This is a genomic window from Paenibacillus nanchangensis, from assembly GCF_046543445.1.
Taxonomy (GTDB): domain Bacteria; phylum Bacillota; class Bacilli; order Paenibacillales; family Paenibacillaceae; genus Paenibacillus_AQ; species Paenibacillus_AQ nanchangensis.
Genome location: NZ_JBHOFD010000005.1, coordinates 193,037 through 206,533 on the forward strand (window position 1 = coordinate 193,037; position 13,497 = coordinate 206,533).

Consider the following 13,497-nt stretch of genomic DNA (forward strand, 5'->3'; position numbering starts at 1 on the left):
TAATGAACTCTTTGGGACCTTGTTGCTATATAAACATTTTAGTTTATTTTCTGAAAAAGCACTGTGACAAATATCACCTTTTCGGTGATATTTGTCACTTCTATCCAGTCCCAAAGCGTCCACTCTTTATTTAATTACCCATTTATTACATTTTTAGTTGTCAAAGCGGCCGTAGAATGCGTTCCGGTATACATCGGCCAGTTCACTAACCAGCGGAAGCTTCGGATTGGCGGTCGTGCACTGATCTTCAAATGCGCGGTCAGCCAAGTAGTCGACGCGGGATTCGAAGTCGGCTGGATCGAAGCCGAGCTGTTGGAACGATTCCTCGATGCCAAGCTTTTTGTTCATCTCGCGGATCGCATTGATCAGGCTGTTGACGCCTTCTTCGGTCGTGCGGGCCGGCAGTCCCAGAATACGTGCGATCTCGGCATACCGCTCGTCAGCTACAAAGTGGTTGTATTTCGGGAACGAAGCGAACTTCGTCGGTTTTTTCGCATTGTAGCGGATAACGTGCGGCATCAGGATGGCGTTGGTACGTCCATGAGCCGTATGGTATTGACCGCCCCATTTGTGCGCCAAGCTGTGGTTGATGCCCAGGAATGCATTGGCAAAAGCCATACCTGCAAGCGTCGAGGCATTGTGCATTTTCTCGCGGGCAACTTTGTCGCCGGTCAGCGCGGATTTCTCCAGGTACTGGAAGACCAGTTGGATTGCTTTGATTGCAAGACCATCCGTGTAGTCGCTCGCCATAACGGAAACATAAGCTTCGATCGCATGAGTCAATACGTCCATACCGGTGTCGGCAACTGCGGTCTTCGGCAGGCTGTATACAAATACCGGGTCGATAATCGCTACATCCGGTGTCAGTTCGTAGTCAGCCAGCGGGTATTTCGTGTTGTTACCGGCAGTTTTGTCAGTAATTACTGCAAAAGAGGTTACTTCAGAACCCGTACCCGAAGTTGTCGGAATGGCTACGAATTTAGCTTTGTTGCCGAGTTTAGGATACTTGTAAACCCGTTTGCGGATATCCATGAATTTTTGTTTCAGGTTGTTGAAATCAACGTCCGGATGTTCGTAGAACAGCCACATGCCTTTCGCAGCATCCATTGGCGAACCGCCGCCCAGTGCGATAATGCAGTCCGGCTGGAACCGGTTCATCATGGCCGTGCCTCTTTCAACGGTAGTGGTCGAAGGATCCGGTTCAACTTCCGAGAAGACTTCGATTGCTACAGGAGTTTGACGCTGGCGGAGATAATGTTCAACGCGCTCCACATAACCCAGCTTCACCATCATCGGGTCGGTAATGATTGCAACACGTGTGATATCCGGCATTTTGGCCAGGTACTGCGTCGAGTCTTTTTCGAAATAGATTTTATCCGGCACTTTAAACCATTGCATATTCACGGTACGACGATTCACCCTTTTCACGTTGATCAGGTTAATGGCAGTCACGTTCTGCGATACGGAGTTGCGGCCATACGATCCGCAGCCCAGCGTCAGCGAAGGAATGTTCGTGTTGTAAATATCGCCGATTGCGCCATGGGTCGACGGCGAATTTACGAGAATACGTCCGGTTTGCAGGCGGTTCGAGAATTTCATAATAACTTCTTCGTTGTTCGAGTGGATCGCCGAGCTGTGTCCCATACCGCCGAATTCAACGATTTGCGCAGCGCGCTCGATGCCTTGGTCGGCATTTTTCACTTTGTAGCAGGCAAGCACCGGGCTCAGTTTTTCAGCGGAGAGCGGATATTTCGGGCCTACGCCTTCCAGTTCGGCTACCAGAATTTTTGTTCCGGCAGGAACTTGGATACCGCACATTTCAGCGATCTTCGTAGCGGATTGACCGACGATTGCCGGGTTAACCGCACATTTCTCTACATTCATTGCGCCGGATGTCAGCTTCGCAGCTTCCTCTTTGTTGACGAAGTAACAGCCGTTTGCGATCATTTTCTTCTTCACTTGGTCAAAAATCGCTTCTTCTATAATAACAGCCTGCTCGGATGCGCAGATCATGCCGTTGTCAAAGGTCTTCGACAGGATGATGTCCGTTACGGCCTGGTCGATATCCGCACTCTTCTCAATGAAGGCAGGCACGTTGCCAGGGCCTACGCCGAGAGCCGGTTTGCCGCAGCTGTAAGCCGCTTTGACCATTGCCGATCCGCCTGTTGCGAGAATCAGCGCTACGTCCGGATTGTTCATCAGGGCGTTGGTTTTATCCATCGTCGGCATTTCAATCCATTGGATGCAGTTCTCAGGCGCGCCGGCTTTGACGGCTGCATCGTGCAGGATCTTGGCGGCTGCCGCACTGCACTCTTGCGCGGATGGATGGAAACCGAATATAATAGGATTACGCGTCTTGGCTGCAATCAACGCTTTGAACATCGTGGTGGATGTCGGGTTGGTTACCGGTGTGATGCCCATTACGATACCGACCGGTTCAGCTATCTTCTGGAAGCTGTCGTAAGGGTTGTCTTCAATGACGCCTACAGTTTTGTCATATTTAATACCGTGCCAGATATACTCAGTGGCGAAGATGTTTTTGGTGATCTTGTCTTCGTATACGCCGCGGCCGGTTTCTTCAACTGCGAGCTTGGCCAGATACATGTGTTTGTCGAGTCCTGCCAGTGCCATGGCATGAACGATATTGTTCACTTGTTCCTGGTCGAGCTGCATGAATTCTTCAGCGGCTTTCTTAGCTTTATCAACTAATGTCTGAACATATTCTTCTGCGGTAGGCTGCTTTACTTGGGCGGGCACTTCATTCTTAACTGCCATCTTCCCTCGTCCTCCTGTCAATTTATGTTTGTTTTTCTCTACACGTTGATCATAACACATCTATGTCGTCTTGCATAGTGAATTATTTCACAAACTATAAAATTTTTTTGATTTATTTTCAAAGCGCTTTCATTTCCAGCGTGCTGCATTCCATGCTAAAGAGCCCCCGAAAGCAATCCGGAGGCTCGATATGTTCAGATGTGTTCGCTTGAGGTTAAATCTGTCAGCATGTTCAGGAGAGCTAAACTAACGAGTGGTTAAGGAGCCTTCAGGCTTTGAGGCTCTTTAAAGGCAAGCAGCCGGCCGTTAGCCTGTATGATAATCATTCCGCTTTCGGATAGCGTCCGGCCGAATTCGCTTCCCCTTGCCTCCAGCTTTAGTACAGGCTCAGCCTTAGCAAGGCTGATTGCTATGACACTTCCATCCGTAAGCGCAGCATACAATCCCCGGCCGATCAGTTCAAAACGGGCAATCGGCAGATCGAGCCCAGTCGAGTAGGACACCGTCATTTTGTCGGCCAGCTTAACCCCATACAGTGAATACCCGTCAATAAAAAGAATCCGTCCTTCATGCGGTCCGGCCGCATATTGCAGGTTTTTCCCCACACCTTGGGGGGTATAAAGCTCGGGCTTTGTCTTGGACGGATCTGCTTTTAACGGATAGGCATACACCTTGGACCCGGTTATGATATACAACTTGCCGTCGGCAACCAACGCTTCTCCGCCCCCGCCGCCGGGTTCAAGTTTGGAAACGTCGATTTTTTCCGGATTATAGGCCGTCGATTGAAGCACCTTGCCCGTCTTCATATCAAGCGTATCCAGCGTCGTCAGCGGAAGCTGCTCCAGCAAAGTACTTTGTCTCTGCACAATCGCCTTGCCGCCATCTACATAAATGGGCAAAGCTTGATTGGAGTTACGCCAAATCGATTTTCCCGTCTTCCCGTTAAAGGCATGAAGAACGGTATAGGAATAAGCGCCCGATTCATACCCCTCGGCTAAGACAGTATCCCCGTCCAAGAGAAGCGGTCCCTGAATCGGCCACTCGTAATTGTCGGTCCACAGCAGTTTGCCGTCCTTTACATTTAACGCTTTTAGATCTCCATTTGCAGCGACGATAATCCGCTCTGTGTTAACGGCCACCTGCCCAATATCGCTAAGTTTGACCGCAGATGTCCACAAAACTTTGCCGCTGCCCGCATCAAAGGCACTCACTTTTCCTCCGGACGATGCCGTGTACACCCGATTTTGCGCTACCGTGATCACCCGGCTCAGCCCGCTGCCCGATTTCCAGACGGTTTTCCCCGTTTTGGCATTGACTGCAAGCAGCTGGCCTTTTTTCAGAGTAAAGATCTTGCCTCCTGCTGCTGCCGCATATACGGGATCGCTGCTTTTCTGGTTTTGTTTATCGATGTCCAATGTCCAAAATGGCTTTATCACCGGGACTTTTTCGGACAACCCCCAGTTGCTTCCTATGAATGTGGTGCGCGGAGCAGCATTGGCAGTTTCTGCTGATAAAGAAAGAGGCATGGCCAACACCGCTGCCGCTATCATTCCGTATATCCATTGCTTTCGTTTCATCTAACATCGCCTCCCGACTGATTGGTCTTTTGATTAGACGCGTGATCTGGTAAAAAGTTTCAGCTCCGTTGTAAGGCCAATTCATGTTCATAAAGCCGTTTAAACAACTGCAAACCCCTACCTCAAACAAAACAAGAAAAAACAGCCGGACGGCTGCTTTTTCGCGTCATTGCTATTTATGATTCCGAAACTTTTAAATTACGCAAACCCGTTGCATCTCAGCCACGAAGCGCAGGCGCCGCTCCAGGTCTTGACATGGGCGTCATCCTCCGCGAGACCAAGGCCGTGCCGTCCGTGTTCATACACATGCAGATCAAAGGCAATCCCCTGCCGTCTCAGCGCCCCAGCGAGCAGCAGGCTGTTCTCAACCGGAACTGAAGCGTCATCCGACGTGTGCCACAAAAAGACGGGCGGGGTTGCCTGCTTCACGTTCCGTTCGGTGCTCATTAATTCCACCAATTCGGGATCCGGCTGCTCGCCCAGCAGGTTCTGCCTGGAGCCTGCGTGAGCGTAGGGATCCAGCATGGAAATCACCGGGTAACACAAAATCATCAAATCCGGCCGGCTGGAATGGCGCTCAACCGGGTCGTTCGCCCGCGCATCGCCGCCGTCAAAATGAACTCCGGTCGTGGAAGCGAGGTGCCCGCCAGCCGAAAAGCCGAGAATCCCCACCCGTTCCGGATCGATCCGGAACATCTCCGCGTACCGTCTGACGGTACGGATGGCGCGCTGCGCATCAAGAACCGGCGCTGGATACTGGTAGGGCGCCACGCGGTACCGCAGCACAAACGCGGAAATGCCAAGCGTATTCAGCCATAACGCCACCGGCTCCCCTTCATGACCCGCTCTTCCGCCATATCCTCCGCCTGGACATACAATAACAGCGGGGTTGTTCTCCCCGTCAACGAGATACGGCGTGATCGCCGGACAATCTTCATCTTCTGCGCCTTTGGCGCCTGGCGCTCCGCCCGGCCACAGCAATAACGTCTCCATTGCCACATCTTCATCCCCTTAAAATGCCGAAAAACGGTGATTATCTTCTGTATCTCTCACCTTCCCCGGTAATGATCTTTCAGCAGGGAAGACTTCTCTCCAACTCCATCCTTAAGTCTACCAAGCGTGGAATGGACATGCAATCCTAGTGCAAGAAACCTCACTGAAAAACACTCGTTTGAAGTGAAAATAATCACAATGTTAAAAATTCGACACTTTTTCCCGCTTTTCTATTAACCATTAAGAGGAATTTCGGGTTATAATTAATTTAAAAATTTATTGAAAAACTGAGGGAATAAAGGGGATATCGATTATGAACGAATACACCAATGTTATCGAAGCCCATGGCAATACGAACTGTTTCTCGGAACAGAACTTCAACCGGCTTCTTGTTACAATGAAGGATCGTGTCATTCCGGAAGGCTCGCATTTGTTCTGGGAAGGCGACTATTCGGATAAACTGTTCTACATCCGCCGCGGCCGGGTCAAACTGACCAAATCAACCGATGAAGGCAAAGAGCTCATTCTGTATATGTACCAAGCGGGAGACATGGTAGGTCAAGCCGACCCTTTCTTCAGCACAAAACACAGCTTCACCGCCGAAGTCATCGAGGATAGTGAAGTGGGCGTCATTGAACAAAAGGACCTGGAGATTCTGATCTGCCAGCACTGCGATTTTGCCATTGATTTCATGAAGTGGATGGGGATTCATCACCGTCTGACCCAAACCAAATTCCGGGATCTGATGATGTACGGCAAGCCGGGCGCACTCTGCTCGACCCTGATCCGTCTCAGCAACACGTATGGCGAGAAAAACGGAGATTCCATTCTGATTAACAAAAAGATCACGCATACCGACCTTTCGAATATGATCGGAGCCACGCGCGAAAGCGTCAACCGCATGCTTAGCGATCTGCGCAAAAAAGACGCCGTGGAATACGAAAACGGCATGATTGTGATCAAGGATTTGGGCATGCTGCAGGATATCTGCCACTGCGAACTGTGTCCAAACGAGATTTGCCGAATCTAACCGGACCTTTTCTAATTTATACCCTTTATTCTCCTCTTTGAATCATATCGAACCGCAAAAAGTTAGGCGTCCTTCGGGACGTCTTTTTTTGATGGGTGCATGCCGCAACATAAAAAAATAGGTCAGCCAGAAATCTCTGGCTGACCTAATTATACGAAAAGCCGCCCCACGCCTTCCGGCAATGGAGCAGCCTCTTGAGATAACCGCTTGTTAACCCTTTAAAAAAGGTTCCTATTCGCTTAGCCGCGGCAATCAGCCGCGTTTGGGTCCGCGTACCGGCGAGATCAGCCAATAGATCATGCCGACAAATACGCCGCCGCCGATAATGTTGCCCAAGGTGACGGGAATCATGTTGTGCAGCCAGCCGGCCAGCGAAATGGTCTCCGGGTGATTTGGCAGCAGCAGCGCCACGCTCAGCAGCGTCATGTTCGCCACACTATGCTCGTAGCCGCTGGCGATAAAGGCAAGCAGACACCACCAGATGAGCATCAGCTTCGCTCCTTCGCTTTTGGCGCGGGAGGACATCCAGATCGCCAGGCAGACCAGCCAGTTACACAATATGCCGCGGAAAAACAGCTCCGAAAAAGGCAGCGACATTTTTTTGGCGGAGGCGGCAAACAGCAGGTGTTCGGGAGGAGCCGCTTTGAACAAGCCCGTTCCCTGGATCAGCAGCGCCAGCAGTACCGCCCCGGCCAGGTTGCCGAAAAAGACGACAACCCAGTTCTTCAGGGTATCCCCAACCGTCGTGCGTCCCGACAAGGTACTAATCGTAAAAAACATGTTATTTCCGGTGAACAGCTCCGAGCCGGCGAAAATAACCAGCGTCAGCGCAATGCCGAATGTGCCGCCCATCACCAGCGGCTGGAAGGGAGATTTGGCCGCCGCCAGCGGCGCTCCCAGGGTAAAGATCAAAATAATGCCGATTCCGACATAAGCACCGGCCAGCAGCGCCGCCAGAATATACCTGGGCAAGCTTTCGTTCATTTTATCGCGTTTGGCGACAGCGGCCTGCGCGATGTTTTCCACGCTCTCCGTAAACATCCGACTTCCTCCGTCTCTAGATCAAATAAAAGCGTTGCTACAGTTCTACAATAACTTCGCCGCCGTCCAGCATAACCGGGAACGTAGCGACACGACCCTCGTCAGGCGCCTGTACTTCACCTGTCGTCAAATCGATTTTCCAGTCGTACAGCGGATCGTATAAATAATGTCCTGACACGATTCCTTCGGCAAGCGGACCGCCTTTAGGGTGCGGATTTTTGTTCTCTACAGCGAAAAACCGTCCGTCGGAGAGGCGGAACACCGCAAGGTGTCGTCCGCCTGCTTCCACTGCCCGCCCGATCTGGGGCAGAAAATCTCCGGCATGGCCTAGCGCATAACGTACTTTCGTGGTCTCCATCATGGATCTCTCCTTTGCTTATCTCTCAAAATTAGGCTTTGAGTTCCTGGAACAGAGCTTCGCTTGTCGGCTCGTCGTTCAGCATTTTTTTCCACGGATCGTTAACCTGTGCAAGCGCGAATTCGATTCGCTGCGCCAGCGCTTTGCGCTCCGACTCGTTGCCGAGAATCACTTCCTGGATGTGGGCCAGACCCATACGCTCCACCCACTCCGAGGTGCGCTCCAGATAGTTGCCAGTTTCACGGTAGTACTGCATGACAGCGGAGCAGATTTCGATCAACTCGGCATCGGTTTTCACTTTGCAGAACGAATCCGCAATCCGAGGCTTGATCCCGCCGTTGCCGCCGATAAAGATTTCCCAGCCGCCGTCGTTGCCGACGATGCCGATATCTTTGGTGCAGGATTCCGCACAGTTCCGCGGACAGCCGTTGACAGCCATTTTAAATTTCGCCGGGAAGTCAAGCCGTTCGTACTTGCGTTCCAGCAGCGCGCCCATTCCCATCGAGTCCTGGGTGCCGAAGCGGCAGAACTGCGAGCCTACGCAGGTCTTGACGGTACGGAGCGATTTTGCGTAAGCATAGCCTGACGGCATATCGAGTTCGGCCCAGACTTTAGGGACGTCTTCTTTTTTGACGCCGATCAGGTCAAGACGCTGGCCGCCGGTTACTTTTACCACTTTCACATCGTACTTCAGGGATACGTCTGCAATTTTCTTCAGGTCTTCCGGTGTCGTTACCCCGCCGTACATCCGCGGAACAACCGTAAACGTGCCGTCTTTCTGGATGTTAGCGCTGAGCCGCTCGTTGACAAACCGCGATTCTTTTTCATCTTCGTGCGTATCCGGGTTCAGCATGCCAAGATAGTAGTTGACCGCCGGACGGCACTTCGAGCAGCCTTCTTCCTGCTTCCAGCCCAATACGTTCATGACTTCCTTCGTCGTTTTCAAGCCTTTGGCTTGAATTTCGGCCACGATCTCATCCCGGCTAAGCGTTGTACAGCCGCAGATTCCCTGTTTGGCGGACTGCTTGAATCCGTCGCCGAGGACATACTGCAGAATCTGCTCCACAACCGGCTTACAGCCGCCGCAGGAACGGGTAGCGCCCGTGCAGGCTTTAATTTCGTCCACCGTAGTTAAACCTTGGTTCTGAATCACGTCAACAATCGTCTTTTTCGTCACGCCGTTACAGCCGCAGACAATCTCTTCATCCGCCATCGTTTCAACGGAAGCCTGCTTTTTCTCTCCGCCGCCGCAGCAGCCTGTGCCCATGACCTGTGCGTAGATTTCGTCGGTCATTTGCGCGCCCTGCTTCACCAGCTTCTGAAGGGAGGCCGATTCGGTTACATCCCCGAACAGCACTGCGCCCACGATGGTGTTGCCGCGCAGCAGGATTTTTTTGTAGGTTTTCTTCCATTCGTCTTTGGACGAAATGACCGTATGCTCTGGAGTATCCAGGAACTCGCCGGCGGAAAATACGTCCACACCTGAAATTTTCAGCTTGGTCGATACAATTGAACCTTCGTACGGTTCCGTCGGAACACCGCACAGATGTTTTGCCAGCACAAATCCTTGTTCAAACAGCGGTGCAACCAGACCGTAACATTGGCCGCGGTGCTCGACGCATTCCCCAACGGCGTAAATATCTTCCATAGAAGTGCGCATGAAGTCATCTACGACGATTCCCCGGTTAACTTCCAGTCCGCTTTCGCGGGCCAGCTGGGTGTTCGGTTTGATGCCGACCGCCATTACGACGAACTGTGCTTCAAGCTCGGTGCCGTCGCTGAACTGGAGTCCTTCAACACGGCTGCCGCCGGTCAAAGCGACCGTCTGTTTGCCCATTGCAAACTTCACGCCCTGCCGTTCCAGCTCCGCCTGCAGCATCGAAGCCGCGTTGCGGTCGAGCTGCCGCTCCATCAAATCCTCCATCAGGTGAACAACCGTGACGTCCATTCCGAGGTTAACCAACCCTTTGGCCGCTTCCAGTCCGAGGAGTCCTCCGCCGATTACCGCAGCCTTGCGGTACGACTTCGCCGCTTCAAGCATTTGCTCACAGTCCGCAATATCACGGAACCCGACTACGCCTTCTTTATCGCTTCCCGGTATCGGCAGGATAAAGGAGTTCGAACCGGTGGCAACAATGACCTTGTCATAATCCGCCGTAATTCCGCCTTCCGCGATGACCTGTTTGTTCTCGTGATCAATCCGGAGAGCTGGCGTACCGGTATGCAGTGTAATGCCGTTTTCGCGGTACCAGTTCAAATCGTTCAAAATGATGTCGTCGATCGTCTTGCTGCCTTCCAGCACATAGGACAACATAATCCGGTTGTAGTTAGGGTGCGGTTCGCTACCGAACACCGTGATGTCATAGGCTCTGTCAAGCTTCAATATCTGCTCCAATGTACCGACCCCTGCCATGCCGTTCCCGATCAGTACCAGTTTTTTTCGATTCGCTGTCATAGCTAATTGCCTCCTCGAAGCTGTTACTTTGTCTTGTTGACTAAATTATACAATTTAAATTTTAAACACCTTTGTGATTGTAATCACAACAAATGTGAATATTTTCACAACTTTTCCGAACAAAACTCCCTTTTGGCCGCATGCCGAACAGCCCCACCTCGGTAGGGCTGTTGAGATCTGTTACGGCTATGTTCCCGAAAGACTCCTTACCGCCGCAGCGACAACACAAGTTCAACTTCATCCTGCGCCTTCAGCTTCATGTCCATTCCGGCACGCGTCAGCAGCTTCCCGTTGGCTTTGATTTTCCATATTTCCTCGGAAGCAGGCGCGTAGTCTTTAACCGAAGCTACTGACCATCCGTCTTTCTCCAGCTCCACCATGCCGCTGTCCAGCAGCAAATCTCTGACCGATATGCCGTCTTCATAAGGCAGAACATACGAATGATTCAGCTCCCGCCGGGTGGTTCCCCCGTTCACCACAAGGATGGAAAAAAGCTTGTCTTTATACGCTTCGGCAAGCTCCGCGGACAGAATGTAATGGGCATTGCGCGGCACGGGTTTGCCCCAGTCTGCCGTCTTCAGCGGATCCCCGCTGTCGCTGGAGCGGATCACCCAGCTCAGCTCCGGACACAAGGTTACACCGGCCACGCTGGATACCGCCTGCCCGTCATCCGCAAAAACCACATCCCCTTCGCTCTCCAGCAGCTCGCGCACCGTCATTCCTGAACGGTACACGTTTACCGTCTTGTCCGGAAATCCGGTCAGCGGGCTGCCGTTCACCTGCAGCGACAGCTGCGGGCCGCCGGATACGTCGGCATGAACAGGAGCCAGGGCTTCAGTTTCGTTTCCGCAGCCGGCAAGCATTCCCGCCAATAGAAAAATCAATACGTAATTGCGCCATAAAAGGGCTTTCTTCATTAAACTCACCTGCCTATCCCGCCCGGCGGGCCGTCACGTACAAACCGGCCGGAACTGATGAAGCGGCAGAGAGTCCATGATCATTCTCCCGGGCTCCTATACCGCTGCTTCTAGGATAACCCAAGCCCCCTGCTGTTCTCAAATATATCTTGGAAACAGCACATTGTTTTCGAGATGAACATGCTCAAAGGTCATCCCTTCAAGCTCCTCCAGCCGGGCATAAGTCAGACGGTACGTCGTGCATGCGCCTTCCGGCGTCGTAAAGTCATTGGTCACGCTGCGGATTTGACGCAGCAGCTCGCCTGCCTGGTCATGCTCGTCTTCCAGTTCGTTCAGCGCAGCCTGAACATCCTGTACGCCTTCAGCGCTTCCCAACCGGTCCAGTTCGAGCAGCATCGGAAACTGCTGTTCTTCTTCTTTCGCCGTATGCTCCAGCAGTTCTTTTTTCAGCGAAGAAAAGAGGGCATGCAGCTCGGCCAAATGAGGGGAATCGCCGCCGTGAACGCGGAAGACCTTGGTCACATTTTGCTGAATGAGCGGCAGCTCTTCCCGCAAATAACGGTGGTGTTTGTTCACGATATGATCAATCAGCTCCGGCGTGGAAGCTTCCGTCCAGCGGAGATCTTCTTCCAGCACCGGGTATTCTTCCAGCAGCCGGTAAAGCTCTTGAATAACCGCATCCTTATCCAGACCGCGCTCCTCGGCCGCGGTTCCCAGCGGTTTGGCGCCGCCGCAGCAGAAGTCGATCCGGTTTGCTTTGAAATAATCGGCCGATTTCGGGAACTGCAGCACGATGTCCCGGACCGCCGCTTCACTATGAAATAAAGGTTGTTGAGTCGCCATGGGTAGGCCTCCTTGAGTGGTGAAGTTTCTTCTCTTTCACCTTACTCCCGCCTGCCCGCTGGCCTTGTGATTCAAGTCACTGCAAATCCATCGCTTTATTGAACGAAGGCCTGCATATAGGTCCGCCCGCCATCCGGCTGCTTCACATACGGCCCAAGTCCGGCAAAATGAGCACGCTCCAGCACCACGCCCGTCATCCAGCGGCCTTCGGTCCAAGCGCCGTCCCGCCGCAGCGCGATTGTCGGAGCGTTCACCCACTCCTGGCTGATCCGCACCCCGCCGCCGTCAAAAGTGATGCACGGCCGGGTATGCCCGGGCTCTCCAACATAAGTCGGCACAATATAGGACGCTACCGTCTCCAGTTCCTCGCCGTCCAGAAACAGCTCACCGCCCAGCAGCGGATGGAACCGGAGCAGATTGTCGAAAAGCGACCAGACGGCCGCCTGCAGCACAAGACCCGGTTTGCCGGTGCGGACGCGGTCTGCCGGGATGTGCGGCACGGCACCCGCTGCGCCTGCAGCCTCCGCAGCCCTCGAAGCCCCCGCAGCTCCGCTCCCTAGAGGCGGAGAATAGACCTCATAGCCGATACAGCGCCAGCCCTGCGGCCCCTGAACCCATTTTTGCATGAGCGGGATTGAGGTTTCGCCGCTGTACAGCGCGGACAGCTCCGCATAAGGCACGCCGATCCAGGCGTCCCACAGACTTACGGGAAGATGCGTTTCCAGCATCGCCGCCACCTTTCCGAAGATCCGGTGAACACGGACGGATGCCTGCTCCAGTTCGGCTACATCCTTTTTCGCATAAGGGATCTCATTGGAAAATACAGGGGTTGTCATTCCATCGCCTCCTTCGCGGACTCCGCGGCTTGGCGGAGCGTCTCCATGTTACGTTATGCGGTAAAGTTACGAACGGCGTCTGCTGCATGCGGGATCGCAGCAAAATCAGAGTTCTGATCTTCGAAAGAAAACGCTTTCAGATAATTAGTGTCGTATTTTTTCTATTATATTACATAGGGGAAGACGCTTTGCAACCCTTTTTTCGGGAATTCCGCAAAAAAATACCCTTCCGCTCCGCGCCTAGCGAAGACAGAAGGGTGCAGTTTGAGATCATTTGGTGACCCACATTTCGGCCCAGCTCTGAATCTGCTTCATGACCGGCTCCAGGGCGCGGCCTTTTTCGGTCAGTTCGTATTCGATCCGCACCGGGGTTTCGGGATAAACATGACGGACGAGAATGCCTTCCGCCTCCAGGTCCTTCATTCGTTCGGACAGCATTTTGTCGCTCATTGAAGGAATAAGTCCGGAAATATCCTTAAACCGCTTCGGCCCGCTCATCAGACTTTGTATAATCAGACCGTTCCACCGTTTGCCAAGAAAAGAAAAGGCCGTTTCAAACCGGGGACACATCGTCATCTGATGTTCTTCCATTTCGATTCACCTCTTGTGGTATGCGCATTTACGCATGATTCGATGCGGACAGTTTTGTCAGGGAGACTGAAAGATCTGAGC

11 protein-coding genes are annotated in these 13,497 nt (G+C 52.7%); 1 reads left to right on the forward strand and 10 read right to left on the reverse strand.

From position 1 onward, the window contains the following. Positions 1 to 153 precede the first annotated feature (153 nt). The 3 genes from adhE to ACE6ED_RS05655 form a co-directional block, all read right to left on the reverse strand. A complete protein-coding gene (gene adhE, locus ACE6ED_RS05645) occupies positions 154 to 2,775 on the reverse strand; it encodes a bifunctional acetaldehyde-CoA/alcohol dehydrogenase (protein WP_410826117.1) in 2,622 nt (873 codons plus the stop codon). A 257-nt stretch (positions 2,776 to 3,032) separates the two neighbouring features. Continuing rightward, positions 3,033 to 4,352 (reverse strand): outer membrane protein assembly factor BamB family protein, encoded by a 1,320-nt coding sequence (locus ACE6ED_RS05650; protein ID WP_410826118.1) that lies wholly within the window; start codon positions 4,350 to 4,352, stop codon positions 3,033 to 3,035. A 198-nt stretch (positions 4,353 to 4,550) separates the two neighbouring features. Next, the gene (locus ACE6ED_RS05655; protein WP_410826119.1) at positions 4,551 to 5,345 is read right to left on the reverse strand and encodes an alpha/beta hydrolase; all 795 of its coding nucleotides are present in this window, start codon (positions 5,343 to 5,345) and stop codon (positions 4,551 to 4,553) included. Positions 5,346 to 5,658: 313 nt separating this feature from the next. Here ACE6ED_RS05655 and ACE6ED_RS05660 point away from each other — a divergent pair, with 313 nt between their 5' ends. Continuing rightward, positions 5,659 to 6,375 carry a Crp/Fnr family transcriptional regulator gene (locus ACE6ED_RS05660; protein ID WP_410826120.1) on the forward strand — a complete coding sequence of 239 codons (717 nt, stop codon included), beginning with the start codon at positions 5,659 to 5,661 and terminating at the stop codon, positions 6,373 to 6,375. 252 nt (positions 6,376 to 6,627) lie between these two features. Here the strand turns inward: ACE6ED_RS05660 and ACE6ED_RS05665 are convergent, their stop codons facing one another. The 7 genes from ACE6ED_RS05665 to ACE6ED_RS05695 all read right to left on the reverse strand — a co-directional run bounded on the left by ACE6ED_RS05665 (position 6,628) and on the right by ACE6ED_RS05695 (position 13,416). After that, the gene (locus ACE6ED_RS05665) at positions 6,628 to 7,416 is read right to left on the reverse strand and encodes a formate/nitrite transporter family protein (protein WP_410826121.1); all 789 of its coding nucleotides are present in this window, start codon (positions 7,414 to 7,416) and stop codon (positions 6,628 to 6,630) included. A 37-nt stretch (positions 7,417 to 7,453) separates the two neighbouring features. Next, the gene (nirD, locus tag ACE6ED_RS05670; protein ID WP_410826154.1) at positions 7,454 to 7,774 is read right to left on the reverse strand and encodes a nitrite reductase small subunit NirD; all 321 of its coding nucleotides are present in this window, start codon (positions 7,772 to 7,774) and stop codon (positions 7,454 to 7,456) included. A 31-nt stretch (positions 7,775 to 7,805) separates the two neighbouring features. Further along, positions 7,806 to 10,229, reverse strand: coding sequence for a nitrite reductase large subunit NirB (gene nirB / locus ACE6ED_RS05675; RefSeq protein WP_410826122.1), 2,424 nt, complete (start codon positions 10,227 to 10,229; stop codon positions 7,806 to 7,808). Positions 10,230 to 10,435: 206 nt separating this feature from the next. Continuing rightward, positions 10,436 to 11,146 carry a hypothetical protein gene (locus ACE6ED_RS05680; RefSeq protein ID WP_410826123.1) on the reverse strand — a complete coding sequence of 237 codons (711 nt, stop codon included), beginning with the start codon at positions 11,144 to 11,146 and terminating at the stop codon, positions 10,436 to 10,438. Positions 11,147 to 11,284: 138 nt separating this feature from the next. Then, entirely contained in the window at positions 11,285 to 11,989 is a 705-nt protein-coding gene (gene ric / locus ACE6ED_RS05685; protein WP_410826124.1) for an iron-sulfur cluster repair di-iron protein, read from the reverse strand. A gap of 95 nt (positions 11,990 to 12,084) precedes the next feature. Further along, a complete protein-coding gene (locus ACE6ED_RS05690) occupies positions 12,085 to 12,825 on the reverse strand; it encodes a hypothetical protein (RefSeq protein ID WP_410826125.1) in 741 nt (246 codons plus the stop codon). A gap of 270 nt (positions 12,826 to 13,095) precedes the next feature. Continuing rightward, on the reverse strand, positions 13,096 to 13,416 hold the full coding sequence (locus ACE6ED_RS05695) for a winged helix-turn-helix transcriptional regulator (protein ID WP_410826126.1): 321 nt from the start codon (positions 13,414 to 13,416) through the stop codon (positions 13,096 to 13,098). Positions 13,417 to 13,497: the final 81 nt, after the last annotated feature.